This window comes from Actinoplanes sp. NPDC051859, assembly GCF_044452725.1.
GTDB lineage: Bacteria > Actinomycetota > Actinomycetes > Mycobacteriales > Micromonosporaceae > Actinoplanes.
On the sequence record NZ_JBITBX010000002.1, the window covers coordinates 260,202 to 283,240 of the forward strand.

The following is a 23,039-nucleotide window of genomic DNA, read 5'->3' on the forward strand; positions in this document are numbered from 1 at the left end:
GGTCAGGCTCAGCCCGGTCAGGCTCAGCCCGGTCAGGCTCAGCCCGGTCAGGCTCAGCCCGGTCAGGCTCAGCCCGGTCAGGCTCAGCCCGGTCAGGCTCAGCCCGGTCAGGCTCAGCCCGGTCAGGCCCAGCCAGGTCAGGGCCGGCCGGAAGAGATTCGGCTGGTAAGGGCTTGGTCCCGGACCGTAGCGGTCGTTGTTCTAGGGGCGCTGGCGACCTGGGCGAGCCCGGTAGCAGGACTGTTCGCCGGCCTGGCGGGTGCGGCAGTGCTACTGGCCGCGGCGGCGTCGGGCACCGGTGTGCCGCGGCGTGCGGTTGACCTGTTTGTTCGCCTGCGCGGCACGAGCTGGCGGGAGGCGCTGGCGCTGTGTGTGGGGCCGGTGCTGGCGCTCGCGCCGATGGCGCTGCTGTTCGGCAACGGGGGGCGGCAGCCGTTCACTGCCGAGTCGATGCGCATCCACGTCGCCCTGGCCGTCCTCGTGATGGTGGTCGTACCCGCCCGGTACGCGGCGATCCGGTTCGGGGCCGGGCTGACCGTCGTGCTGCTCGTCGGCGCGTTCGCCCTGGCGAGCCCGATCGGCTCCAACGCCCTGCGGCTGCCGATGCTGTTCACGATCCCGGTCGTGGCCGCGTACGCCAAGGTCGGCCGGGCGCCGCTGGCTTTGCTGCTGGCGGCGGTCTTCTGGTGGCAGCCGTTCGTGGTGACCCCCGACCTCGGGCGGGCGGGCTCGGCGGAATCCGGGCCGGCGTTCTATCGGCCGCTCGTCGAGGAACTGCGGCGGCGCGCGCCCGGCCGGGTCGAGGTGGTGCCGCTGCGCGACCACTGGGAAGCCGCGTACGTGGCGAACGTCGTGCCGCTGGCCCGCGGCTGGGAACGTCAGGTCGACACCGACCGCAACGCTCTGTTCTACCGCGACGAGCTTGCCCCCGCCGACTACACGGCCTGGCTGCGGGAGAACGCGGTGTCGTACGTCGCGTTCGCCCCCGGCTCGGTGCCGGACCGGTACGCCCGTACCGAGGCGACGCTGGTCCGTGGTGGTCTGCCCGAGCTGCGCCCGGTGTGGCAGGACGCGACCTGGCAGCTGTTCGCGGTGGCGAACCCGGAGCCGCTCGTTGCCGCACCCGGTGAGCTGGTGCGCAGCGATCGGGGCGGGGTGACACTTCGGGTGGCTGCCGCGGGCGACGTGCTGGTGCGGGTGCGGTGGTCACGCTGGCTCGGCGTACGGGACGGAGCTGTCTGCCTGGCGCCCGCACCGGACGGCTGGACCATGATCCGGGCGCGGACGGCCGGCGAGTTTCGGCTGACCAGCGACCTGCGGCCGGGTCCGGTCTGCTGATCGCCGCGCACCGGTACGCTGGCGCGCATGCCATGGTCAGGTGCGGGTGCTCTGCTCGCCCGGCCCGCTTTCCTGCGCTACCTGGGTCTATTCGGCGCGGTGTGCTGCGCGATCGACGCCTTCTGGTACGGCGCGGCGCCGTTCATCCGGCGCAACGTGACCGTCGTCAGCATCTTCCGCGAACCCGGCGGTCCCGTGATCCTGCTGCTTTGGTTCGGGGGCCTCGCCGCCCTGTGCACCGCCTGGTGGTACGGCCGCAGGCTGCTCGGACAGGGCGTGCTGACCCCGCGCTGGATCATGGTCACCGCCGGGTTGTGGTCGCTGCCGCTGCTGATCGTGCCGCCGCTGGCGAGCCGGGACCTGTACGCCAACTCGTGCCAGGGTGCCCTGGTGAACGCGGGGCTCAACCCGTACCTGGTCGGGGTGTCGGCGCAGCCGTGCCCGTGGTTGGACACCGTGTCGACGGTGTGGCGGGACACGCCCACGCCGTACGGGCCGGTGTTTCTGGTGTTGGCAGGCCTGGCGGCGGCGTTCGGGTCGCAGGTCGTGGCGATGGCCGGGTTTCGGCTGTTCGCCGTGGTCGGGGTGCTGGTGTTGGCGGCTTGCCTGCCGGCGTTGGCCCGCCGGATCGGGGTGCCGCAGGACCGGGCGTTGTGGCTGGTGCTGTGCTGCCCGCTGGTGCCGATCCACTTGATCGGGGGCGGGCACAACGACGCGCTGACCGTGGCGTTTCTGGCCGCGGGTTTTCTCGTTCTGGCGTACCCGAGAAAGAGCTGGACCGTGCTCGCCGCCGGCGGAGCGTTGCTGGGCCTGGCCGTGTCGATCAAGATCACGATCGGGGTGGTGTTGCCGTTCGCGGCGCTGTTCGCGGTCGGCGGGCTGCGCCGCGCGGGCTGGCCCGGACTCCTGCGCGCCGGGGGAGTGGTGCTAGGCGCGGCGCTGGGCGTGCTGCTGGTGGCGTCGTTCGCGTCGGGGCTGGGGCTCGGCTGGCTGACCGCACTGTCCGGCGCCAACGAGTCGGTGAACTGGTCGTCGCCGCCGACCGCTGTCGGCCTGACCGTCGAGGCGGTCGGCCGCTGGTTCGGCGCTGACCTGCACGTGGTGCCGGGAGTCCGGTTGGTGGCGCTCGTGCTGCTCGGGGTTTCGCTGCTGGTGATTCTCTGGCGGTCGCGGGATCGGGATCCGCTGGCCGGAGCGGCACTCGCCCTGCTCGCGGTGATCTTCTTCGCGCCGATCACCCAGCCCTGGTACCTGCTGTGGCCGCTCGTGCTGTTCGCGGTGAGCGAGGCCCGGGCCCGTTGGCTGGTCGGCACCATCGTCTTCGGAATGGCCACGATCCTGCCCGAGGGCACCGGCACGTTCCGGCCGCTGCTGGTGCCGCTGTCGTTCGCCATGGTGGTGCTGGTCGGCTGGGTCGCCCGGCGCAGCCTGTCCTGGCTGCGCGGCGCGGAACTCGCACCCGCGGAGGTCACCGCTTGAAAGCCCTGATCCGCTGGGGTGGGCTGGGCGGGAGTCTGCTGATCGCGGTGGCCGCGTACCTCGGCGGCTCGCCCTTCGCCCGCGGGACGACGGTCACCCCGGGCACGCTCCTCGCCGGGAAACAGGGCGTGCTCCTCCCGCTCTGCTGGATTGTCGGCCTCACCGCGCTGTCGTGCGCCTGGTGGTTCGGCCGCCGGCACATTCCCTCGACCCGGTGGGCGCTGGTCACCGCCGGGTTGTGGCTGGTCCCGGTGCTGCCCATGCTTCCGCTGGGCAGCGAGGACATTTATTCGTACGCGTGTCAGGGCTTCGTCCAGCAAGCCGGTGGCGATCCGTACGGTGGTGGCGTTCAGGCCTTCGGCTGCCCGTGGCTGGACTCGGTGTCGACCACGTGGCGGACCTCGCCGGCCCCGTACGGTCCGCTGTTTCTGCTGTTGGCCGGCGGGGTCGTCGGCCTGAGCGACACGCTGCCCGGCGTGATCGCCGGGCTGCGGGTCATCGCCCTGCTCGGTCTCGCGGTGCTGGCGGCAGGGCTGCCTGTCCTGGCCCGGCATTCCGGACGGGACGCGGGTCGGGTGGTCTTCACCGTCCTCGGCTGCCCACTGATCCTCATCCACCTGGTGTCCGGCGCCCACAACGACGCGTTGATGGTCGGGCTGCTCGTCGCGGGTCTCGCGCTGCTGGCAACCGCGCGGACGCCGGCTCTGGGCGCTTCCTCGCGCGGGTCGGCTTTGGCTGCTTCTGCGCGCGGGTCGGCTTTGGCTGCTTCTGCGCGCGGGTCGGCTCTGGCTGCTTCCTCGCGCACGACTGTGTTTTTGCTGGTCGCCGCCGGTGCGCTGCTCGGCCTGGCGGTCGCGGTGAAGGCCACAGCGATCGTGGTGTTGCCGTTTGCGGTGCTCGCTGCCGTGCCGCCGAGTAGCCCGCTGCGCGCCCTGGTCCGGCCGGCCGCCTGGATCGGCGCGGGTGCGCTGGGTGCGGTCGCGGTGGTCTCCCTGCTCTCCGGGCGCGGGGTCGGCTGGGTCGGTGGCCTGCTGCGCAGCGGTGACACGGTGGCGTGGACGTCGCCCTCGACCGCGGTCGGTCTCGTCGTCGAGCTCGGCGCTCGGCTGGTGGGCGTACCCGTGGCGGCTGTGCCGGTGACCCGCCTCCTCGGCATCCTGGTCCTCGCCGTGGTCCTGGTGTGGCTGTGGTGGCGAGCCCGATCGGGCGAGGCGCTCGCCTGCGCCGGCCTGGCCCTGGCCGCGACCGTCCTGTGTGCCCCCGTCTTCCACCCCTGGTACGCGGTGTGGCCCCTGGCCGTGCTCGCCGCGACTCGACCAGAGAGCCGCCTGCTGCTGGGCCTGTGTGCCTTCGCCGGCACGCTCACCCTCCCGGCCGGCTACAACTGGGCACTGTTCACCAAGATCCCCGGCGCGGTGGCCGTGACGGCCGTCCTGGTAGTGCTCGCGACACTCGCTGTGCGCATGCGCCGTACTCGTAAGGTAACCGCGTGAATCGTCGGATCATGATCCTCGCCGCCGCGGGTGCGGCCGCCGTCGCGTCCCTCGTCTGGACGGCGATCCACCACTTCTACTTCGACTCCGGCGTCTACGCCGGCGCGGTGCGCTACTGGCTGCGTGACGGCGGCATGATCTACGACTACCTCCGCGACAACACCCCGTACGGGTTCACCTACCCACCGTTCGCCGCGCTGGTGATGAGCCCGATGGCCGTCCTGCCGCTGTGGCTGGTCATCGCACTCGCCTCGCTCGCCACCGTGGTCACGACGGTCCTGGTCATGGGGTGGTTCCTCGGCCCGCTGATCGCCCGCCGCGGCTGGACCCCCTGGTACGCGCTCGCCCTCGGGTCCTGCCTCGCCCTGTTCTTCGAGCCGGTCCGCGAAACGTTCGGCTTCGGCCAGGTCAACACGCTGCTCCTCGCCGTCGTCGCCGCCGACGTCCTCTACGGGCGCGACAAGCGCTGGGGCGGCATCGGCATCGGCCTTGCCACGGCGGTCAAGCTGACCCCGGGCATCTTCCTCATCTACCTGCTGGTCACCCGGCGCTGGCGGGCGGCGGGCACCGCCGTCGCGACCGCCGCCACCGCGACGCTGACCGCCGCCGCATTCTGGCCGAACGAGTCCCGAGAGTTCTGGACCGCGGCGCTGTGGGACACCAACCGCGTCGGCAACCTCGAATACGTCTCCAACCAGTCGCTGCGCGGCTTCCTGGCCCGGCTCCCCGTCGACGCCGTCGAGTCCCAGCTGTGGGTGGTGCTCGTGCTGGCCGCCATCGGCCTGTGGGCCTGGCGGGTCCGCTCCGCCGATCCGCTCGGCGGCCTCGCCCTCACCGGCATCCTCGGCTGCCTGATGAGCCCGGTCACCTGGGTGCACCACTGGGTGTGGCTGCTGCCCGCGCTGGTGCGGTGCGTCGAGGTCGCGCGTACCCATAAGAAGATCTTCTGGTTGGGTGTTGGCTCCTATGTCCTGGTCTGCACGCGGGTGACGTTTCTCTACGAGGGCGGGCCGAAACCGCCGCTGGCCGTCATCGGCGCGAACCTCTATGTGCTGCTCGGCATCGCGCTGCTGATCTGGCTGCCCACCACCGCGCCCGCCAGCTCAGCTGGCGGGTTGCGGGGACCGCTGGAGCACGATCGAGCCAGCCGCCCGGTCGTGTAGGCCGCGCCGGTCACCGTCCTGAAGAACCGCCGGCACCGCCAACGCCAGCAGCAGAGCCCGCACCACCGCCCGGCCCAGCCCGATCGCACCGCCGTCGGTGACCGAAACGCAGTGCACCCGCATCAGCGCCATGCCCACAGTCTGTCCGAACAGACCGATCAACACCGTGTTCAAGACGATGAGTACGAGCACAGCCGGCCACGCCACCACGAACGGGTTGGCGTAGAAGCTCGCCACCAGCAGGCACAACCCCCAGTCGAGAAGCAGTGCCGCGAAGCGCCGGCCGAAGTCTGCGGGTGCACCTGTCTCGTTCACGGGGCCAGGGTAGTCGGCTACCCTCCGCTATCGCGATATGCCGAAACCAGGTCAACCGGCTCCGTAACATGGCAGAAACAATAGGGATACGCCCGGGCAACCCCCGGCCCATAACGTTCCGACCAGCTTAGTCACGTGGCGGCCTGGGCCGCCCCGGTTCGAAAAATCTGTGCCAGGAGGACGTGTGTTCGCCAATCCCGAGGAACTCCTGCGATACCTCAAGGACGAGGACGTCAAGTTCGTCGACGTCCGGTTCTGTGACCTCCCCGGCGTGATGCAGCACTTCAACATGCCGACCGAGTCGTTCGACGACAGCGTCATCACCGACGGTCTCGCCTTCGACGGGTCCTCCATCCGCGGGTTCCAGGCCATCCACGAATCCGACATGATGCTGCTGCCGGACGTGACGACCGCCTTCATCGACCCGTTCCGCATCCAGAAGACCCTGGCGCTGAACTTCTTCATCCACGACCCGTTCACCCGCGAGCCCTACTCGCGTGACCCGCGCAACGTGGCGAAGAAGGCCGAAACCTACCTGGCATCCAGCGGCATCGCCGACACCGCGTACTTCGGTGCCGAAGCCGAGTTCTACATCTTCGACTCGATCCGCCACTCCACCTCGGCCCACGAGGCGTACTACCACATCGACTCGATCGAAGGCGCCTGGAACTCCGGCCGCGAAGAAGAGGGCGGCAACCGCGGCTACAAGACCGCGTACAAGGGTGGCTACTTCCCGGTGGCCCCCGTCGACCACTACTCCGACCTGCGCGACGCCATGTGCCGCCGCCTCCTCGACGCCGGCTTCACCGTCGAACGCTCACACCACGAAGTCGGCACCGCCGGCCAAGCCGAGATCAACTACAAGTTCTCGACCCTGCTGCACGCCGGCGACCAGATGCAGATGTTCAAGTACATCATCAAGAACACCGCCTGGGAGCACGGCAAAACCGCCACCTTCATGCCCAAGCCGCTCTTCGGCGACAACGGCTCCGGCATGCACACCCACCAGAGCCTCTGGCTCGGCGGCGAACCCCTGTTCTACGACGAGACCGGTTACGCCGGCCTGTCCGACATGGCCCGCTGGTACATCGGCGGCCTCCTCCAGCACGCGCCGTCGCTGCTCGCCTTCACCAACCCGACCGTCAACTCGTACCGGCGCCTGGTGCCCGGCTACGAAGCCCCGGTCAACCTCGTCTACTCGCAGCGCAACCGCTCCGCCTGCACCCGCATCCCGGTCACCGGCAGCAACCCCAAGGCCAAGCGCGTCGAATTCCGGGTGCCGGACCCGTCCGGCAACCCGTACCTGTCCTTCTCGGCGCAGATGATGGCCGGCCTCGACGGCATCAAGAACAAGATCGAGCCCCCGGCCCCGATCGACAAGGACCTCTACGACCTCCCGCCGGAGGAATGGGGCAGCGTCAAGCAGGTGCCGGGCTCGCTGGACGCCGTCCTCAACAGCCTCGAAAACGACCACGAGTTCCTCACCGCCGGCGGCGTCTTCACCGACGACCTCATCTCCACCTGGATCGACTGGAAGCGCACCAACGAGATCGACCCGGTCCGCCTCCGCCCGACCCCGCACGAGTTCGAGATGTACTACAACGTCTGATCGGCACCAGCAGAACGGCGGCCCGGCTCAGCGGGGCCGCCGCTTCCGTCTGCGGCCATGCCCGGCTCCCAGCCGGTGTGGCCGCCGTTTCCGGCTTCCCGAGCGTCTTCCCCCCGAGGTGACGATCGGCGTCAAGCGCGCCTTGACGCCAGCATGGAGACGGACAGCCACGAGGGCATGCAGGCGAGCTAGAAGCCTCGCTGCTATTGGCCTACTGTCCCGAGGCGGTCTGTCCAGGAACGAGTTAGCAGATTGGACATCCGATCGACCGGATCTGCTGAGGCTCGGTATGGCGGCGTACACCAAGCCATCAGGTTGGTCGAAGTAGGCAGGCGGAACCTGGGGCCGTGACTAATGGATTCCCGGCTGTTCATCTGACTTGGCCCGGATCAGTCAGGCGGTGTGCGCAGGTCACATACAGCAACGGCGGGACATTCTCTAGGGTGGCCTCATGGTCAGACCGGAGACAGCAGAGATGATCGCAGGTGCCCGGCTGGTAACAGCTCAGGCTTTGTTCGAGGGGCAAGCCGATTTGAACGGCTACCCCTTCCAACTGCTTGGGGTGGTATCGCAAAGGGCGACGGGGATGGACAACCTGAGCGCTGTTCTGGCCGGGGCCGAAATGTTGCTTCCGTACGGCTGGGACCTGGTCAACGTCGCAGAGTTCACCAATAGCAACCACGCGTGTGCGGTCATGCGACGCCGCACGCCGGCCTGAGCCGCTGTCACCTGCTGTCACGGGACGGCGGATGTGCGCCAAGGGTAGTTACTATGCCAAGCGGTAGTGCGCCTGCGTGCGGAGGTGATGATGAGCAGTCCTGAGCTGGTATCGCTCGAGGTCCTCGGTAGTGATGAGGAGCTACGAGCGGCCGCCGCTGATCACACCGCCTCGGGCACAGCCGCAGCCCGCGAGGTGGAAGGTCGCGATCCGACCCGATCTGTGGTCGTACGTATGGATCACCGCGGACGGGTGACCGATGTACTGATCAGCGCTTGGTGGCGCGACGAGCTGACACCCACCGGCTTACAGGATGCGGTGTTGACCGCGTATCGCGCGGCTCTAGTCGACGCTGCCGCCGGGATCGATCCGGCATCTACGGTGTATCGGGCGGCCGTGCGAGTACCGCAGCCTGCCGAAGAGCCTGACGAGCCTGACGATCGCGCCTGGTTCGAGAACGTGCGGCGACGGCTTGACCGCACCGATGACACGTTGGATTCCTCTCGCCGGCTGGCGCAGGGACAGGTCACGGATCAGGTGGTGGCAGGTCCCGCGGGCCTGGTCCGCCTGATCTTCAGCGGGTTCTCGATCTTGCAGGTGCAGATCGACACCCTGGCCGCCGTGCAGGAATCGCCGAACCGGCTCGCCGCCGACGCACTGGCGGCCTTCCACGCCGTCGGCTGACGGCCATCTCAGCGGAACAGGGACCCCGTCATGAGTAAAACTGAAGTCGTCACCGACGCTCTGCGTCAGGAAGCCAAGAAGTGGTTCGCTCTGTCGGACGAGCTGCACACCGTCGCGGGCAACGTCACTAACCTGACCTTGGACACGAGCGCATTCTGGTGCGGGGATGGCGTCTCGATCGCCGCGGCACCGATCTATGCCGGCTACCAGCAGTTTGTGCAGGACCGCTGCAGGGAAGGTGCCGCCGAGTTCGATCAGATCGCCGGGGCGCTCAATCGGGCCGCCGATGAGTACGACGGCAGCGACGAAGTGTCTGCCGCGACGTTGACGAAGATCTACGGAAATCTCTGAGGCGAGGAGCAGTACCTATGGCGCCGGATCCCGCGATCACCCCTGATGGACTGACGGCGGAGTTCCAACGCGCCATCGAGCAGGTTCGCACTGGAATACAACAGATCACCGATGGTTTCAATCGGCTTGTCGGCGAGATCAACGACATACGGTGGCTGCTCGGCGGCGCTGTCCTGCTGTGGGTCAAAGGAAAACTCGAGGACGCCCAGGACGGACTACGGAAGATCATCGAGAAGGCCCAGTACACGGTCGAGCACTCAACTCCGGTAGTCTCACTCATCCTCACCAGCTTCGACTGGCTGAACCAGGTGCAGAAGCCCGCCTCGGCCGCTGCCGGCCGAGTCCCCGTCAAGGGCGACAAGCTCGTCTATTGGAAAGGCCAGGCCGCCGACGCGTACAACGCGAAGCTGCCCTTCCAACAGGCGGCAGCCAGCGATATGGCTACCAAGGCCGACTTCATCAGCACCTGGCTCTTCACCATCGCCAAGGCAAACGTTGACTACGCGGTGAAGATGGGCGAATACATCTCTCTGATCGCCGGCGCAGTCACCCAGGCAGCCGTGGATGCCGCCTCCGTTTTTGGCGTCATCGAAGCAATCAACGCCGTCGCCGACGCCGCCGGCGACCTCGTCGAAAAAGCCCTCAACCAGCTGTTCAACATCGCCAACCGAGTCGTCGACCTGCTCAAGAACGCGCGCGACGCCACCGCCTCGATCAACAATGTGGAGAAGCTGTCAGGACCCCCAGCCGGCACTTGGCCGCAGGCGGTCAACGTTGGCTGACCCGACCAGCAGCCCACGAAGACTCTGGTACCTCGCCGGCAGTTGGGCCTTCGCCATCGCCACCGCTGTCATCTTCGCGTGGCTCACCACGGGCGCCTACATCCGTCAGATGCTCCTGCCCCTAGCCGGCGAAGCCGATACTGCCAGGCGTGAGTGCCAGTCCGTACCAATGTGCGCTCCCGACGCTGCGGATCTGGTCGACCAGCAACTATCCTTGCTGCGGCACACCAGAACGCTCGTTCTGACATCAGCATGGTCATTGGCGATCCTCGCAGTTGTGACCGCCGCTGCAGCCACCCTGCTCCTACGCCGCGGAGGCTCGAACATTGGACGGCAGGTTCTTGGCATCCTCTGGAAAGTCCAGCCCATAGGTGCAGTAGTACTGCTGGTGGCCCAATGCGCGTCGCTCTATGTAGGTGCCAACAAGTTAGCTGCCACGCCCGAGGCCGCTCAACTCTTCACCTCCATCAAGGCGCTCGATTCGCCCTTCACGGATGCGGGGAACCTCTACTACCTCCTCTGGTTCGCCGCCGCCAGTACGACCTTGACGATCCTGACTCGAGTACTTCACCGTTCGCTGTAAACCGCGGCCCGGCGAGAGCCTCGGCTCGCTCCGGGGATAACACTAGCCAGCATCGGCACGTCGTCGCTCGGCCCGGCGAGACCGGGGGTCAGCGTCTCTGGTGACATCTCAACGTCCAACCGTACGAAGTAGCCGATCACCTTGCCGAATCGACCTGCGGCGGGTCTCAGCGCCGCAATCGACCATCCGTTCCATAGCCGAGGCCTAGCCGATGCTGTTCGGCGGGCGCAGAACGAACAGGATCAGATGTCCACAGAGCAGCGATCTGATCTAGAGCGCGCGGCGCGGCGCCTGCGAGAGAGAACTCCCGCGGATCCCGCTGAAACCGGTGCGGACTCGTGACGACCTTCCAGCGCTGGCGGATTGCGGTGCCTCTTGCTGCTGTTTCCGCCATATTGCTGGGCGCGACCGTCCTCGGCGCCTGGGCCTATTGGGCAGACGACAGCCTGCCGCGGCGGGCAATGACCGTCTTTCTGGGTCTCATGTTCGGGGTCTGCCTGGCTAGTAGCCTGTCGATCGGCTTCGATCGGAAGCTTACTGACGTGCCCTGGCTACGCATCGCCACAGTCGCCGCTCTGGTCGCCCTCGCCTGTGGCGTCAGCTGGGTTCGCGACATGCTCTGAGTTTGTTGAGCGCCAAACAATGGCGCAGGCGATGATCGCATTGCTCGATGCTTTCGAGAAGAGGATGACAGTCACGGACGAGCACGAGGACATCACCCGGATCCGGCATCGCAGCGCGGATGCGTCGATGGGATTCGGCCTGATCGCTGTCCTGATGGTGGTCTTCACCGGGGCGTCGGTGCTATTGCCTGGCTTCGTTCTCCTTGCGTTCGGCGGCCTGGCCGGTATCGGCGTCTATCGGGCGTCGGGCACGACAATGTCGCGATGGTTCACCGTGTGGTCGGCCTTGCTCACGGTGCTCGGCGTTGTCGCGCTGATCGTGGCTAACCAGATCGCCGGTTAACGCGCTGTTCGGCGATTCCGCTACAGCAAACCCGCCTGCCGCTTGAGCGGCGGGATCAGCGCACCAGGCGGTCGACGAAGGCGGCGACGATGTCGTCGGTGTCGGCTTCTGCGCCGATCGAGGTGGTGAGCAGGTCGAGCAGGAGACCGTCGACGGCGTAGTGCAGGAGCGCGATCTCGAAGGCTCCGCCGCTCAGTCCGGTGGTCGCGTGGAAGGCGACGTCGTCGCGGTATCCCTGTTGGAGGGTGGCGCCGAGGATGGTGGCGAGGCCGGGGCTGCGGGCTGCTTCGAGGCGGAGTTCGATGAGGGCGCGGGTCAGCTCGGGTTCGCGCGTGGTGCGTTCGACGATGTAGCGCAGGTAGTCGACGAACAGGTCTCGGCTCGGTGTGCGCTGGGACAGCACGTCCAGGACGGCGGGATCGGGTGCGAAGCGTTCCATGATGCGTTCGCCCAGTGCGCCGAGGAGTGCGTCGCGGGTGCGGAAGTAGTTCGATGCTGTGCCGGTGGGGACGCCGGCTTCCGCGTCGACCGCTCGGTGGGTGAGTCCCCGGGCGCCGCAGAGAGCCAGGACCCGCAGGCCGGCGTCGGTGAGGGCGCGACGGCGGTCCGGGTTCTTCGGCATGGATACACGCTAGCAGAAACCACTACAGCTGTTGTACATTCACCACGACACCTGTAGTGGTTGAGAGGGGAACCTCCATGCGAAAGCTTGTGTACTTCATCGCCCAGTCCATCGACGGCTTCATTGCCGCGCCGGATGGCTCCTGGGACTTCTTCGGTGCGCAGGACGACGTCCTGGCATACCTGACCGCGCACTACCCGGACACCTTGCCAACGGCGTTCCGCGGTGCTGACCAGGCGAACCAAGTTTTCGACACCGTGCTGATGGGGCGGCGCACCTACGAGCCCGCGCTCCAGGCGGGGATCACCAGTCCGTACGCGCACCTGGAGCAGATCGTCTTCTCCCGGACGCTGACCACCTCGCCGGATCCCGCGGTGCGGATCGTGACCGGCGACCCCGTGGAGTTTGTGGGCAGCCTCAAGCAGGAGCCCGGTAAGGACATCTGGCTGTGTGGCGGCGGCGAGTTCGCCGGCCAGCTGCTACCCGCAATCGACGAGTTGGTGATCAAGCTGAATCCGGTTGTCGCCGGTGGCGGCATACCGTTGGCGGCGCGGGGATTCGACCCGCATCAGTTCTGCCTGCTCGACGTGACCCCACTGGACAGTGGCGTGCTGGTGCTCCGCTATCAGGCAGCGTGAGCAGGCCGGGGCCGCGGTGGCGCTCGTGCTGAGTTCATGGAGACGGTCTGCGCGTTCGTCCGTTGAACAAGCATGCTCAAGAAACTGATGATCGGCGCCGTGCTCCTCGCCGCAACCGGCTGTTCCTCGACGTCGGAGGCTCCGCCGCCGTCCGCCACGGATGCGGCAGAGGCCGGCTTGGGGGTGCAAGCGAGGTCTGTGCAACAGGTGGGGAGGCCGTTCGCTTATCAAGAGACTTTCAGCGACGGCACCTCTCCCGTTGACTGGGAAGTTACCGTGACCGGCATCAGTTGTGGTCTGACGGTGTTGAAGAACGCTGCTGACAATCCGGAGTACACCAGCGGCACGTGGTCGTCGGACAACGTGCCGCCGGAGCGGATTGATGCGAGACCTCCGGCAGGTAAGGAATTCTGCCGAATGGATGCCACCATGAAGAACACCGGTCGGACGCCTGCTACCAGCACCGAGAGCTTCGGCAACCTGGACACGGACCGGGGTGAGTTCGCCGCCAGCTATGAGGAAGACATGTCGCTATCGGCGAATTTGCTCGCGATGGACAAGGCTCCGAACGGACCATTCAATCCGGGCGACACCGCGCGCGTGGTCAAAGTCTGGACCGTTCCTGTTGGCGCCGTGCCAGCGGCCGTGCTGTTCCCCTCGAACACCCTCTATGACTCGTCGGTCTTTCGGGTCGAGGTGGATTGAGCGCAGCACCCCGGCAGCACCTGATCAGCGGGGACGCTGCTGGCGCATGCCCTTGCCGCCCGGACGCATGTTCTTCGGGATGGCGCCCTTCGGCATCTGCGGGCGGGCCATCAGGGCGCCGAGGCGCTTGTCGAGCGCGTTGACGTCCTTGCCCGTGAGGTTGCGGGGCAGCTTCATCATCGTGGTCCGCAGCTTGCGGATGGAGAGCTCGCCCTCCGCGCTGCCGATCACGTAGTCGTACATCGGGGCGTTGCCGATGACCTTGGAGAGGCGGCGCTTCTCCTGGCCCAGCAGGGTGCGGACGCGCTGGGTCTGTCCCTCGCCGAGGAGGATGACGCCGGGGCGGCCGATCACGATGTGGATCATGTCGAACTGGGTGGTGGAGCTGGCCGCGGGCCGGACCCGCCAGTCGCCGCGCATGTTCTCCATGATCGAGGCGGCCGCGCCGGGCTGGCCCTCGGCGGCGTTCATCATGGCCGTGTTGGAGCGCAGGTTCAGCACGATCAGGGCGGCCAGCAGGGTGACCATGATGCCGATCGGGATCCAGACCCAGCCGAAGTCCAGCAGGACGAACAGCACGGTGAGCGCCAGGGGGATCAGGACCGCGGCGGCGATCAGCGGGACGAACCACTTGTCCTGCTTTGCCGTGAACGCGAAGACCTGACCGATCTGCTTCAGGCGCTCGCGGAACGACACCTTCTCCTGGGGCTTTGCCATACCCGAAAGTGTAAGGGCCGCCCCCGCACGCCCTGCCGCGGGCCGCCCGCTCAGCGGGGACGGCCCGCCGCGGGACGAAACGCGATCTGTGGGCGAGCCGGCCGCGAGACGAAACGCGACCGGGCGGGCGACCGCGCCATGGAACAGAACGCGGTCGGCGGGGAGCGCGTCGCCGGACGAAACGCGATCTGTGGGCGAGCGCGTCGCCGGACGAAACGCGATCTGTGGGCGAGCGCGTCGCCGGACGAAACGCGATCTGTGGGCGAGCGCGTCGCGGGACAAAACGCGAGCACGGCATGGGACAGATAGCGATCGGTGGGCGAGCGCGCCGCCGGCCGGAAAGCGGTCAGCCGCGGGCGTCCAGCGCCTGCTGGTAGAGCCGGCCGGCCCGGTAGGACGAGCGGACCAGCGGCCCGGACATCACACCGGCATAGCCGATCTGCTCGGCTTCCTCGCGCAGCTCGACGAACTCCTCGGGCTTGACCCAGCGCTCGACCGGGTGGTGCCGCGGGGTGGGGCGCAGGTACTGCGTGATGGTGATCAGTTCGCAGCCGGCGGCGTGCAGGTCGCGCAGGGCCTGGGAGATCTCGGCGCGGTCCTCGCCCATGCCCAGGATGAGGTTGGACTTGGTGACCAGCCCGGCCGCGCGGGCCTGAGTGATGACGTCCAGCGAGCGCTCGTAGCGGAAGCCCGGCCGGATGCGCTTGAAGATGCGCGGCACGGTCTCGACGTTGTGGGCGAGCACCTCGGGTGTCGCGCCGAAGACCTCGGCGAGCTGGTCGGGCTCGGCGTTGAAGTCGGGGATGAGCAGCTCGACGCCGCAGCCGGGCTGCAGTTTGTGGATCTGGCGGACCGTTTCGGCATAGAGCCAGGCGCCGCCGTCGGGCAGGTCGTCGCGGGCGACGCCGGTGACCGTGGCGTACTTCAGGCCCATGGTGGCGACGGACTCGCCGACCCGGCGCGGCTCGTCGGCGTCGAACTCGGCCGGCTTGCCGGTGTCGATCTGGCAGAAGTCGCAGCGGCGGGTGCACTGGTCACCGCCGATGAGGAAGGTGGCCTCGCGGTCTTCCCAGCATTCGTAGATGTTGGGGCAGCCGGCCTCCTGGCAGACCGTGTGCAGGCCTTCCTTCTGCACCAGCCCGCGCATGTGCGTGTATTCCGGGCCCATCTTCGCCTTGACCTTGATCCACGGCGGCTTCCGCTCGATGGGAGTCTCGGCGTTGCGTGCCTCGATGCGCAGCATGCGGCGGCCCTCGGGAGCAATAGTCACGTTGCTGAGATTACGCCGAAGGCTAGATCAACCGGAGCAGGGGCGACGAGGCTCACGTAGCCGAATCTGTGAGGGCCCTCACGATAATCCCGTGCGCCCCGCTCACCCCACTGTTAACGTGCCGCTCACGGCAATGACGGAACCGAGTAGCGCTCCGACTCCGCCGGTCCGAGAGAGCCACCGGAAGCTGTGAAGGTGGCCCGGCGCCGGGGCGCGAAGACACTCCTGAGCCGCAGCATGACAAAGAGGCGCCCGCCTGACTGGGCGCGAAGGTGTGGTGGCACCGCGAGGATCCCGCTCGCCCACATCTCCCTGGGGCCGCGTTGCCGCACAGAGGAGGTCACCACCGTGCAACGCATGCTCTCCACCGAACTCAGCGCCCACGTCGGGCAGGCCGTGACGATCGCCGGCTGGGTGCACCGCCGCCGGCTGCTCAAATCGGTCGCGTTCCTGATCGTCCGGGACGCTGCCGGGCTCAGCCAGATCGTCGTCACCGACCCGGACGTCCGGGCCCAGCTCGAAGAGTTACCCGAGGAAACTGTCGTCACCGTTACCGGCACGGTCAAAGAACACGCGACGGGCGTGGAGATCACCGAACCTGACGTGCGCGCACTCAGCGGTGCTGCGGCCGTACCGTTGCCATTTGAGGTGCATCGACCCGCGCTGAGCGCGGGCATGGCGACCCAGCTGGACCATGCTGCTCTGGCCTTGCGGCATCCGTCCCGGGCCCTGGCCCTGCGGGTTTCGGCGGCAGCGACGGCGGGCTTCCGGACGGCGCTGGACCGGCAGAGGTTCGTCGAGATTCACACCCCGAAGATCGTCGGCACGGCCACCGAGTCCGGCGCGAACGTGTTCACCCTCGACTACTTCGGCCGGCCCGCCTATCTCGCCCAGTCGCCGCAGCTCTACAAGCAGCTGATGGTCGGCGTCTTCGAACGCGTCTACGAGACCGGCCCGGTCTTCCGCGCCGAACCGCACGACACCGCCCGCCACCTGGCCCAATACACGTCGCTGGACGCCGAGCTCGGCTTCATCACCGACCACCGCGACGTGATGGCGGTGCTGACGACTGTCGTGGCTGAGATGACGGCAACCGTCGCCGAACGCACCGGCATCGAGGTGCCCGAGGTGCCGGCCGAGATCCCGTCCGTGCACTTCGCCGACGCATTGCGTATCGCGGGCGCTCCGCCGGACGAACCCGACCTGGCGCCCGCCCACGAACGTGCCCTGGGGGAGTGGGCGCAGCGCGAACACGGCTCCGAGTTCGTGTTCGTCACCGGCTATCCGATGGCGAAACGTCCGTTCTACACCCACCCGCAGCCGACCGACCCGCGCTGGAGCAACAGCTTCGACTTGCTCTTCCGCGGCCTCGAACTGGTCACCGGCGGCCAGCGTTTGCACCGGCACGCCGACTACCTCGCGGTCGCGCCGGACCCGGAAAAGATCGCCGGCTACCTCGATGGCCTCCGCTATGGCATGCCACCACACGGCGGCTTCGCCATCGGCCTGGAACGCTTCACCGCCCGCCTCACCGGCGCCGCCAACGTCCGCGAAGCAACAGCTTTCCCGCGCGACCTGCACCGCGTCTTTCCCTGATTCAAGAACGACCGATTAAGTACGGCCACAGCCAGCGCCCGTGGCACCCGCCACGGGCGCTGCCGTCCCCGACCTCGACCCGCGGCCGCCGGCCGAGATCGGCCGCTTCAGGCAATGCGGATGAGCGCCGACAGTGCCAAAGACCTTGTTCGCTCCCACTCGACGCGATTCAGCGCCTCCACCGTCCACAAATCGGCGTGGGCCTGGCAACTCATGGCGTCTAGGTGCTCGTCGAGCCGGGCCAGGGCGGGCACAGCAGTGTCGCGCAACCAGCCCCGCTCGACAAATACGGGGAGCAGCCGAAAGCCATCGTCGAACTGCAACGCCAGCTCGTCGGCGTACGGGGAGCGGCTCGCTGTCAGCCACGCCACCTGCGCTTCAGCCGGCAGAGCGAGCACCGCGACGCTCTGGACGAAAGAAACGACCGAGCCGGGGTCGGGTCCCTCCACGAGGCCAACCTATCGGTCCGACTCCTTGATCAAGCCGATCTCTTCACTTGCCGTAGCGGTCGATCAGCTCTTGGTTGATGTGCAGGCCGGCGCCCAGCTCGATGATCTGCTCGCGACTCAGCTCGACAGCTACCTGGACGGTGGCCCAGGCGTGGGGGGACACGGACAGATGCAGCTGGCGGCTCACGGAGGGGGGATCCAGGATGGCCTGGTACTTGCCGACGGTCAGCTTCTCGCCTTCCAGCTCACCGCGTTGCGCCTTCGACTCCAGGTAGATGCCGATCTTGTTGGTCATCTCGTCCGGCTGCACCGGCGCCGCGGACGGCAGTGGCGTGGGGCTGGCGGCCGACCCCGGCTTGGGGGCGATGATCAGGTTGCCCTCATCGCTGACCTGGATGAAGAAGCCCTCGGGCACCTTGTCGACGGTGAAGTATTTGGGCTGTGGTCCCCGGTATTGGACGAGCGCCAACTTCCCGGATGATGAGGTCTCGGCGATAGGAGGTGTCCGGATCGGTATGGAATCCGGAGCCTGACCCCCGTTCACGAAGGCGAAGGCAGCAACGATCGCGGCGACACCGAAGACGCCACCGGCGATGGTCTGGACGTTGCGACGTCGACGCACGGCACTGCGGCCCCGGCCGAGATCGGCGGCGATGTCCTCGGCCGATGTGGGAGTGATCGGTCCGCTGAGACGCTCGAGCCGGTCGTGGAGATCCATGATCAGTTCACTCCTTGTGGGGTGGCGTTCAGGATGGAGCGCAGTTTGTCCAGGGCTCGCGCCGTCTGGCTCTTGACCGTCCCGGTGGTGACACCGAGCGCCTCGGCGGTCTCGGCGACGTCCAGCTGGTGGAAGAACCGGAACACGACCGCCGCGCGCATCTTCGGTGGGAGTTGGCGCAGCGCGTCGGCGAGTTCGGGATCGCCCATGGCCGTGCTGTCGGCACCGGGATGATCGGGCAGATCGGGAACGCTGCGTTCGAAGCGCCGCCAGATCCGTCGGCGTTCGTCGGTCAGGGCGTTGACGAGAACGCGCCGGACATAGGCTTCCGGGTTGTCCGCCCGGAGGAACGCCGACCAGGAGACGTACAGCTTGGTCAGCGCTGCCTGGACGAGGTCCTCGGCTAGATGCGGGTCACCGCCGGTCAGCAACCGGGCGGTGCGGAGCAGGTGCCCCCGCCGCTCGGCCACGAAATCGCGGAACTGCCGGTCACGCTCGCTGCCGCCCGGCCCTCTTTGTTGTCTCACACCCCTCATGACCGCCATCCACCGCCGGAGGTTGCATGCCGCCGGCAGGAATCACCGCCAGCCTCAGGGAGCGTAGAGGCGTCGATCACGGCGCGGGTCGCGTCAGGTCGCGAGCTCCGGGGGAAAAACCACGTCGAACCGTTCGAAGACCACCTCGTCGTCCTCGCTCCACTCCCGGCCGAGCACGGCCGAGCGCCGCTGCCAGAAGCGGCGATGCTCGCGGATCCAGCTGTCCCGGGTTCGATCGTCTTCGCCTTCGTCGTGCGCGAACGCCTCGTCGACGCTGTGGAAGGCGCCGATCCGCAACCCGGTGGTTCGCAGCACTAGGCGGGGCACGCCGGCGCCGTCGCAGGCGATCCAGTGCGCCCCGATCGAGGGCAGCGGGTCACCCTCGGCAAGGTATTCGGCGACCAGCGAGGACGTGGCCCGTTTGCGGCCGGCGACGACGTGGTCCAGGAGTTCGTCGGCCATCGCGGCGGAGTCACCGAACCGCTCGACGGTGTAGTGGGGGCTCACCTGGGCTGCGGTGGGCCGAGCCGCCGCGTACCGCGTCCAGAGCTCCGCCGCTGCGGCGGTGTCCACCGGTGGCAATGTCATACGAGGACCGCGATGGTGACGCCGATGACGATGATGGCGGGGACGATCGTCATGAGGATGAGGATCGTCCAGGCGATCGGGTGGCCGAAGTTGAGGGAGACGCCGCCTGCTTTGTTGGGCACGAAGACGCGCTTGTCGCGCGGATTGTTGTAGCGGCTCACAGCAGCGTCGGCAGGTGTCGTTCGACCACGGGCATGACCTCGGTGACCGGAACCGGGCGGCCGAGTTCCTGGGTGAGCGAGGTGACGCCCGCGTCACGGATGCCGCAGGGGACGAACCGGTCGTAGTTGGCGAGGTCGCAGTCGCAGTTGAGGGCGAAACCGTGCTGGGTGACGCCGCGGGCGACGCGGATGCCGATGGCGGCGACCTTGCGGTCCGGACCGCGGTCGTCAGCGCGGACCCAGGCGCCGCTGCGGCCTTCGACGCGCTCGGTGGGCACGCCGAACTCGGCGCACACGTCGATGAGCAGCTGTTCCACCCGGCGGACGTACGCGACGACGTCGACCGGGTCGGCGAGCTTGACGATCGGGTAGCCGACGAGCTGACCCGGCCCGTGCCAGGTGATCTTGCCGCCGCGGTCCACGTCGACGACCGGTGTGCCGTCGACCGGGCGGTCCATCGGCTCGGTGCGCTTGCCCGCGGTGAAGACGCTGGGGTGCTCGAGCAGCAGGATGGTGTCGGGCCGCTCGCCCGCCACCACGGCCTCATGCAGACGCCGCTGCTCGTCCCAGGCCTCGCGGTAGTCGACCAGGCCCGGCCGCAGGACCTGAAGCGTGGATGTCGTCACGACCGCAAGCGTAGTCCGTCGTTCAGCGTGGCCGGTCGGGCCCATCGCCGGGGACCGACCTAGTTTCCGCGGTTGGCGGGATCGATGCCGGGGCGGATGCGCCACAGTTGCACGCCGCCGACCCGCTCCGGCTCGCCGAGCAGGGCCGTTGCGGTCGCCTCGACCGATCGGCGGTACAGCGTCGTGTGCGAGCCGGTGATCTCGTCGGGCAGAAAAACGAGCTCGACGCCCCAGTACGCAAAGTCGGCCCGGGCCCGGCGCCGGTCACCGTCGTCGATTTCCGGGACGGTGCCGTAGTAGCCCGCCTCGAAGAACATCCAGTCGGTGTGTCGGGCCGGCGCACCCATCCGCCCGGTGCCGTTGGGACCGCCGGGGCCGAGGAAATAGCCGCCGGGCATCCGGAACTGGGCGCCGCCGCGGGCCATCGTGTACGCCTGCCAACGCTGCCCGTCCTGGGTGTCGGTGGTGGCGAACGGCAGCGCAGTCATGATGCCGTTCTCGCCGATGTACTGCCGCCAGATTCCGTCGGCGATGAACGCGGGCTCGGTCGCGCGCTCTTTGGTCGGCAGCGGTGTCGGGAAGAGGGGGACGAGGGCGACGGCGAAACCGGCCGCCCAAAGTGCCCGTACCGACCGGGCCGGGCGCTGTGCGCTGAGCAGCCGGTCAACGGTGAACGCCAGCACGATGCCGATGACGCCGACGACGACGAGGGCGAGCCGGGCGGGCAACGCCGAGTCGAACAGCGGCAGGTGGCGCAGCGCTTCGTAGGGCAGCTCCACGTCGGTCGGCTTCTTGTCGATCTTCGCCAGCGGACCCCAGGACAGCACGAGGAAGACCACGCCGACCGTGGTGAGCGCGGCCAGCGTCGCACGCCTGCCGGGTGCCGCCCGCCAGCACAACCACGCCAACGCCACGAGTACGAGCACGACCAGGGGAAGGCCGAAGTAGGAGGTCTCCTCCGTCTGGTTGGGGGCGAGGTCGCTGCCGAACCCCACGGCCGCGGCGAGCGAGCGGGTCGGATACTCGATGTACGCCTTGAGGTCCTCGGCGAAGTAGGCCTGGTCGAAGCCCGTTCCCGTGAAGGTGCGCGGCCCGCCGAAATGCATATACAGCGGGTACGCCAGGAGCAGCCCGGACACGGCTGCGGTGACACCCAGCCCCGCGAGCATGGTCGGCACCGCGGCCCGAGCCTCGGCGCGGGTAGCCGGGGCCAGCGACCAGACCAGCACGAAAACACCGCAGGCGAGCGCGGTGAAGAACAGCCCCTCGGCGGCGATGGAGAAAGCGGCCGCGACCAGGACGCCGAGGATCACCCCGTGCCGCAGCCACCGGCCGGGTTCCCGCATCCGCAGCACCCACCACAGCAGCACCGGCGCGACCCAGCCGGCCGACCAGTTCAGGTGGCCGTTGGCGTGCGAGACGAAGCCGGGAGCGAAGCCGCAGAAGAATCCGCCCAGGACGGCGGCCGCCCGCCGTTCGACGACGAACCGCTGCAGGAACAGGTACCAGGCGAAGGCCGACCCGGCCAGGTTCAACGTCAAGATGGTCACGAAGCTGACCTGCGGCCCGGCCAGCAACGTCAGCGGTGCGAACGTCGTCGTATACACGGTGATCGACGTGTTCGCGGCCAGGTTCACCCCGAACGGCGCGTTGAGCAGCCAGGTGTAGAACGGGTCCGCGCCGTGTCCGAGCGTGTAGACGCCATAGCCCAGCAGCCACTCGAAGAACGCTTGATCACCGAGGTTCTCGGCAAGGCCGCGCCCGGACGGGTCGCGCCACAGCCCGAAGGTCAGGTAGCCGGCCAGGGCCAGCGCCGCGAACGCGACGATCAGATGGGGACGCCACACCGCCAGACCGCGGCGGGCCGGGGACGTGGCCGGCGGCTCGGCGGACTCGGACGGGGGCGCGGCGACGACGGACACCAGCGGGACGTTAGCAAGACCACGCTGCCCGATGTCTGTGTGCCCGGCCTCACGCCGCGGAAGGGGCCTGCTCGTCGACCGCTGCCCGCAGCGCGGACTCCAGCGTGGGGTGGGTGAAGGTGAATCCCTCCCGGTGCAGCACGCCGGGCAGCACCCGCTGACTGCGCAACGCCTCGTGGGCAAATTCGCCCAGAGCCACCTGCAACGCGATGCCCGGGACCTGCAACAAGGCCGGTCGGTGCAAAACCTTTCCCAGCGTACGGGTGAACTCCGCGTTGGTGACCGGGTGCGGCCCGACGAGGTTGACCGGACCGGCGAGATCGTCGCGTCGCAGCAGGAACTCCGCGGCGTCCAGCCAGTCCGTCAGGGCGATCCACGGCACCCACTGCTTGCCGCCGCCCAGTTTCGCCCCGGCGCCCAGCCGGAACATCGGCATCTGCGGCTTCAGCAATCCACCGTGCGCGTCGAGCGGCAACCCGGTGCGTAGCAGGACCACGCGGGTGCCGGCATCTTCGGCGGGCCGGGCGGCGGCCTCCCAGACTCGGCACACGTCGGCGAGGAAGCCGGTGCCGGCTGGGGCTTCCTCGGTGGCCTCGCGGTCGCCGGTGTCGCCGTACCAGCCGACGGCGGAGGATTGCAACAGCACGCCGGGTCGGTCCTCGGCGGGAAGCTGGCGGATCGCGCGGGCGATGGTGCCGGTGGTGTCCACCCGGCTGCTCCGGATGAGGCTCTTGTAGCGGGCGGTCCAGCGTTTGTCGCCCACGCCGGCGCCGGCCAGGTTGATGACTGCCGCGGCGCCCACCAGCAAAGTGGGGTCGAGCTGGCCGCTGGACGGGTTCCAGGTGGCCTCGTCGGCTGCCTCAGCGGGACGCCGGACCAGCCGGACCACGTCATGCCCGCCGCGGCGGAGCCGCTCGACGAGGGTGGAGCCCAAGAAACCCGACGCGCCGGCCATGACGATCCGCATGTCCCCATCATTCCCGGCGGGGAACCGTCTCAAAACAGCAGAA

26 protein-coding genes and 1 pseudogene are annotated in these 23,039 nt (G+C 68.3%); 15 read left to right on the top strand and 12 right to left on the bottom strand.

What is annotated here, in order from left to right:
• The 4 genes and pseudogenes from ACIA1L_RS05145 to ACIA1L_RS05160 all read left to right on the top strand — a co-directional run.
• Positions 1-1,338: pseudogene (locus ACIA1L_RS05145) on the top strand (hypothetical protein); the annotation flags it as partial.
• Positions 1,339-1,365: 27 nt separating this feature from the next.
• On the top strand, positions 1,366-2,817 hold the full coding sequence (mptB, locus tag ACIA1L_RS05150; RefSeq protein ID WP_396071234.1) for a polyprenol phosphomannose-dependent alpha 1,6 mannosyltransferase MptB: 1,452 nt from the start codon (positions 1,366-1,368) through the stop codon (positions 2,815-2,817).
• Complete coding sequence (gene mptB / locus ACIA1L_RS05155) at positions 2,814-4,310, top strand: polyprenol phosphomannose-dependent alpha 1,6 mannosyltransferase MptB (RefSeq protein WP_396071235.1); 1,497 nt, start codon at positions 2,814-2,816, stop codon at positions 4,308-4,310. Before mptB (ACIA1L_RS05150) ends, mptB (ACIA1L_RS05155) begins: the two co-directional genes overlap by 4 nt.
• 11 nt (positions 4,311-4,321) lie before the next feature.
• Positions 4,322-5,473 carry a glycosyltransferase 87 family protein gene (locus tag ACIA1L_RS05160; protein WP_396071763.1) on the top strand — a complete coding sequence of 384 codons (1,152 nt, stop codon included), beginning with the start codon at positions 4,322-4,324 and terminating at the stop codon, positions 5,471-5,473.
• Here the strand turns inward: ACIA1L_RS05160 and ACIA1L_RS05165 are convergent.
• Entirely contained in the window at positions 5,414-5,788 is a 375-nt protein-coding gene (locus ACIA1L_RS05165) for an RDD family protein (protein ID WP_396071236.1), read from the bottom strand. The genes ACIA1L_RS05160 and ACIA1L_RS05165 overlap by 60 nt on opposite strands.
• Positions 5,789-5,972: 184 nt before the next feature.
• On the opposite strand from ACIA1L_RS05165, the gene glnA reads away from it, so the two are divergent.
• From glnA to ACIA1L_RS05205, 8 genes are all read left to right on the top strand, one after another.
• Positions 5,973-7,397, top strand: a complete 1,425-nt coding sequence (glnA, locus tag ACIA1L_RS05170) for a type I glutamate--ammonia ligase (protein WP_396071237.1) — start codon at positions 5,973-5,975, stop codon at positions 7,395-7,397.
• A 451-nt stretch (positions 7,398-7,848) separates the two neighbouring features.
• Positions 7,849-8,115: a transcriptional regulator gene (locus ACIA1L_RS05175; RefSeq protein ID WP_396071238.1), complete on the top strand. Its 267-nt coding sequence runs from the start codon at positions 7,849-7,851 to the stop codon at positions 8,113-8,115.
• A gap of 66 nt (positions 8,116-8,181) precedes the next feature.
• Positions 8,182-8,799 carry a hypothetical protein gene (locus tag ACIA1L_RS05180; RefSeq protein ID WP_396071239.1) on the top strand — a complete coding sequence of 206 codons (618 nt, stop codon included), beginning with the start codon at positions 8,182-8,184 and terminating at the stop codon, positions 8,797-8,799.
• Positions 8,800-8,829: 30 nt separating this feature from the next.
• Positions 8,830-9,150, top strand: coding sequence for a PE domain-containing protein (locus ACIA1L_RS05185; RefSeq protein ID WP_396071240.1), 321 nt, complete (start codon positions 8,830-8,832; stop codon positions 9,148-9,150).
• A 17-nt stretch (positions 9,151-9,167) separates the two neighbouring features.
• Positions 9,168-9,932, top strand: coding sequence for a hypothetical protein (locus tag ACIA1L_RS05190; RefSeq protein WP_396071241.1), 765 nt, complete (start codon positions 9,168-9,170; stop codon positions 9,930-9,932).
• Positions 9,925-10,515: a hypothetical protein gene (locus tag ACIA1L_RS05195; RefSeq protein WP_396071242.1), complete on the top strand. Its 591-nt coding sequence runs from the start codon at positions 9,925-9,927 to the stop codon at positions 10,513-10,515. Before ACIA1L_RS05190 ends, ACIA1L_RS05195 begins: the two co-directional genes overlap by 8 nt.
• 338 nt (positions 10,516-10,853) lie before the next feature.
• The gene (locus tag ACIA1L_RS05200; protein WP_396071243.1) at positions 10,854-11,138 is read left to right on the top strand and encodes a hypothetical protein; all 285 of its coding nucleotides are present in this window, start codon (positions 10,854-10,856) and stop codon (positions 11,136-11,138) included.
• A 19-nt stretch (positions 11,139-11,157) separates the two neighbouring features.
• Complete coding sequence (locus tag ACIA1L_RS05205) at positions 11,158-11,481, top strand: hypothetical protein (protein ID WP_396071244.1); 324 nt, start codon at positions 11,158-11,160, stop codon at positions 11,479-11,481.
• Between the two features lie 55 nt (positions 11,482-11,536).
• Here ACIA1L_RS05205 and ACIA1L_RS05210 read toward each other — a convergent pair whose 3' ends face one another.
• Positions 11,537-12,103 carry a TetR/AcrR family transcriptional regulator gene (locus ACIA1L_RS05210; RefSeq protein WP_396071245.1) on the bottom strand — a complete coding sequence of 189 codons (567 nt, stop codon included), beginning with the start codon at positions 12,101-12,103 and terminating at the stop codon, positions 11,537-11,539.
• A 77-nt stretch (positions 12,104-12,180) separates the two neighbouring features.
• On the opposite strand from ACIA1L_RS05210, the gene ACIA1L_RS05215 reads away from it, so the two are divergent.
• Together ACIA1L_RS05215 and ACIA1L_RS05220 are read left to right on the top strand one after the other, a co-directional pair.
• Positions 12,181-12,741: a dihydrofolate reductase family protein gene (locus ACIA1L_RS05215; RefSeq protein ID WP_396071246.1), complete on the top strand. Its 561-nt coding sequence runs from the start codon at positions 12,181-12,183 to the stop codon at positions 12,739-12,741.
• 72 nt (positions 12,742-12,813) lie between these two features.
• Positions 12,814-13,446 (top strand): hypothetical protein, encoded by a 633-nt coding sequence (locus ACIA1L_RS05220; protein ID WP_396071247.1) that lies wholly within the window; start codon positions 12,814-12,816, stop codon positions 13,444-13,446.
• A gap of 24 nt (positions 13,447-13,470) precedes the next feature.
• On the opposite strand, the gene ACIA1L_RS05225 is transcribed toward ACIA1L_RS05220, so the two are convergent.
• Both ACIA1L_RS05225 and lipA read right to left on the bottom strand, forming a co-directional pair.
• Positions 13,471-14,163 (bottom strand): DUF4191 domain-containing protein, encoded by a 693-nt coding sequence (locus ACIA1L_RS05225; protein ID WP_396071248.1) that lies wholly within the window; start codon positions 14,161-14,163, stop codon positions 13,471-13,473.
• A 346-nt stretch (positions 14,164-14,509) separates the two neighbouring features.
• The gene (gene lipA / locus ACIA1L_RS05230) at positions 14,510-15,406 is read right to left on the bottom strand and encodes a lipoyl synthase (protein ID WP_396071764.1); all 897 of its coding nucleotides are present in this window, start codon (positions 15,404-15,406) and stop codon (positions 14,510-14,512) included.
• A gap of 375 nt (positions 15,407-15,781) precedes the next feature.
• Between lipA and aspS the strand changes: the two genes are divergently transcribed.
• Positions 15,782-17,029, top strand: coding sequence for an aspartate--tRNA(Asn) ligase (aspS, locus tag ACIA1L_RS05235; protein ID WP_396071249.1), 1,248 nt, complete (start codon positions 15,782-15,784; stop codon positions 17,027-17,029).
• A 107-nt stretch (positions 17,030-17,136) separates the two neighbouring features.
• Here the strand turns inward: aspS and ACIA1L_RS05240 are convergent, their stop codons facing one another.
• The 8 genes from ACIA1L_RS05240 to ACIA1L_RS05275 all read right to left on the bottom strand — a co-directional run bounded on the left by ACIA1L_RS05240 (position 17,137) and on the right by ACIA1L_RS05275 (position 22,996).
• Entirely contained in the window at positions 17,137-17,478 is a 342-nt protein-coding gene (locus tag ACIA1L_RS05240) for a hypothetical protein (protein ID WP_396071250.1), read from the bottom strand.
• A 43-nt stretch (positions 17,479-17,521) separates the two neighbouring features.
• Positions 17,522-18,196, bottom strand: a complete 675-nt coding sequence (locus ACIA1L_RS05245; RefSeq protein ID WP_396071251.1) for a hypothetical protein — start codon at positions 18,194-18,196, stop codon at positions 17,522-17,524.
• Between the two features lie 2 nt (positions 18,197-18,198).
• The gene (locus ACIA1L_RS05250; protein WP_396071252.1) at positions 18,199-18,723 is read right to left on the bottom strand and encodes a SigE family RNA polymerase sigma factor; all 525 of its coding nucleotides are present in this window, start codon (positions 18,721-18,723) and stop codon (positions 18,199-18,201) included.
• A gap of 102 nt (positions 18,724-18,825) precedes the next feature.
• A complete protein-coding gene (locus tag ACIA1L_RS05255; protein ID WP_396071253.1) occupies positions 18,826-19,320 on the bottom strand; it encodes an ASCH domain-containing protein in 495 nt (164 codons plus the stop codon).
• Complete coding sequence (locus ACIA1L_RS05260) at positions 19,317-19,481, bottom strand: peptide ABC transporter substrate-binding protein (protein ID WP_396071254.1); 165 nt, start codon at positions 19,479-19,481, stop codon at positions 19,317-19,319. The genes ACIA1L_RS05255 and ACIA1L_RS05260 overlap by 4 nt, the downstream gene beginning before the upstream one ends.
• A complete protein-coding gene (gene lipB, locus ACIA1L_RS05265; RefSeq protein ID WP_396071255.1) occupies positions 19,478-20,152 on the bottom strand; it encodes a lipoyl(octanoyl) transferase LipB in 675 nt (224 codons plus the stop codon). Before lipB ends, ACIA1L_RS05260 begins: the two co-directional genes overlap by 4 nt.
• Before the next feature lie 14 nt (positions 20,153-20,166).
• Positions 20,167-22,029 carry a DUF2079 domain-containing protein gene (locus tag ACIA1L_RS05270; RefSeq protein WP_396071256.1) on the bottom strand — a complete coding sequence of 621 codons (1,863 nt, stop codon included), beginning with the start codon at positions 22,027-22,029 and terminating at the stop codon, positions 20,167-20,169.
• A 49-nt stretch (positions 22,030-22,078) separates the two neighbouring features.
• Positions 22,079-22,996, bottom strand: a complete 918-nt coding sequence (locus tag ACIA1L_RS05275; protein ID WP_396071257.1) for a TIGR01777 family oxidoreductase — start codon at positions 22,994-22,996, stop codon at positions 22,079-22,081.
• Positions 22,997-23,039: the final 43 nt, after the last annotated feature.

Bases quoted from the DNA above. Each gene is read 5' to 3' on its own strand.
- mptB (WP_396071234.1), top strand. From the start codon at position 1,366: ATGCCATGGTCAGGTGCGGGTGCTCTGCTCGCCCGGCCCGCTTTCCTG.
- ACIA1L_RS05160 (WP_396071763.1), top strand. From the start codon at position 4,322: ATGATCCTCGCCGCCGCGGGTGCGGCCGCCGTCGCGTCCCTCGTCTGG.
- ACIA1L_RS05175 (WP_396071238.1), top strand. From the start codon at position 7,849: ATGGTCAGACCGGAGACAGCAGAGATGATCGCAGGTGCCCGGCTGGTA.
- ACIA1L_RS05185 (WP_396071240.1), top strand. From the start codon at position 8,830: ATGAGTAAAACTGAAGTCGTCACCGACGCTCTGCGTCAGGAAGCCAAG.
- ACIA1L_RS05190 (WP_396071241.1), top strand. From the start codon at position 9,168: ATGGCGCCGGATCCCGCGATCACCCCTGATGGACTGACGGCGGAGTTC.
- ACIA1L_RS05205 (WP_396071244.1), top strand. From the start codon at position 11,158: ATGGCGCAGGCGATGATCGCATTGCTCGATGCTTTCGAGAAGAGGATG.
- ACIA1L_RS05210 (WP_396071245.1), bottom strand. From the start codon at position 12,103: ATGCCGAAGAACCCGGACCGCCGTCGCGCCCTCACCGACGCCGGCCTG.
- ACIA1L_RS05215 (WP_396071246.1), top strand. From the start codon at position 12,181: ATGCGAAAGCTTGTGTACTTCATCGCCCAGTCCATCGACGGCTTCATT.
- ACIA1L_RS05220 (WP_396071247.1), top strand. From the start codon at position 12,814: ATGCTCAAGAAACTGATGATCGGCGCCGTGCTCCTCGCCGCAACCGGC.
- ACIA1L_RS05225 (WP_396071248.1), bottom strand. From the start codon at position 14,163: ATGGCAAAGCCCCAGGAGAAGGTGTCGTTCCGCGAGCGCCTGAAGCAG.
- lipA (WP_396071764.1), bottom strand. From the start codon at position 15,406: ATGCTGCGCATCGAGGCACGCAACGCCGAGACTCCCATCGAGCGGAAG.
- ACIA1L_RS05245 (WP_396071251.1), bottom strand. From the start codon at position 18,196: ATGGATCTCCACGACCGGCTCGAGCGTCTCAGCGGACCGATCACTCCC.
- ACIA1L_RS05255 (WP_396071253.1), bottom strand. From the start codon at position 19,320: ATGACATTGCCACCGGTGGACACCGCCGCAGCGGCGGAGCTCTGGACG.
- lipB (WP_396071255.1), bottom strand. From the start codon at position 20,152: ATGGGCCCGACCGGCCACGCTGAACGACGGACTACGCTTGCGGTCGTG.
- ACIA1L_RS05275 (WP_396071257.1), bottom strand. From the start codon at position 22,996: ATGCGGATCGTCATGGCCGGCGCGTCGGGTTTCTTGGGCTCCACCCTC.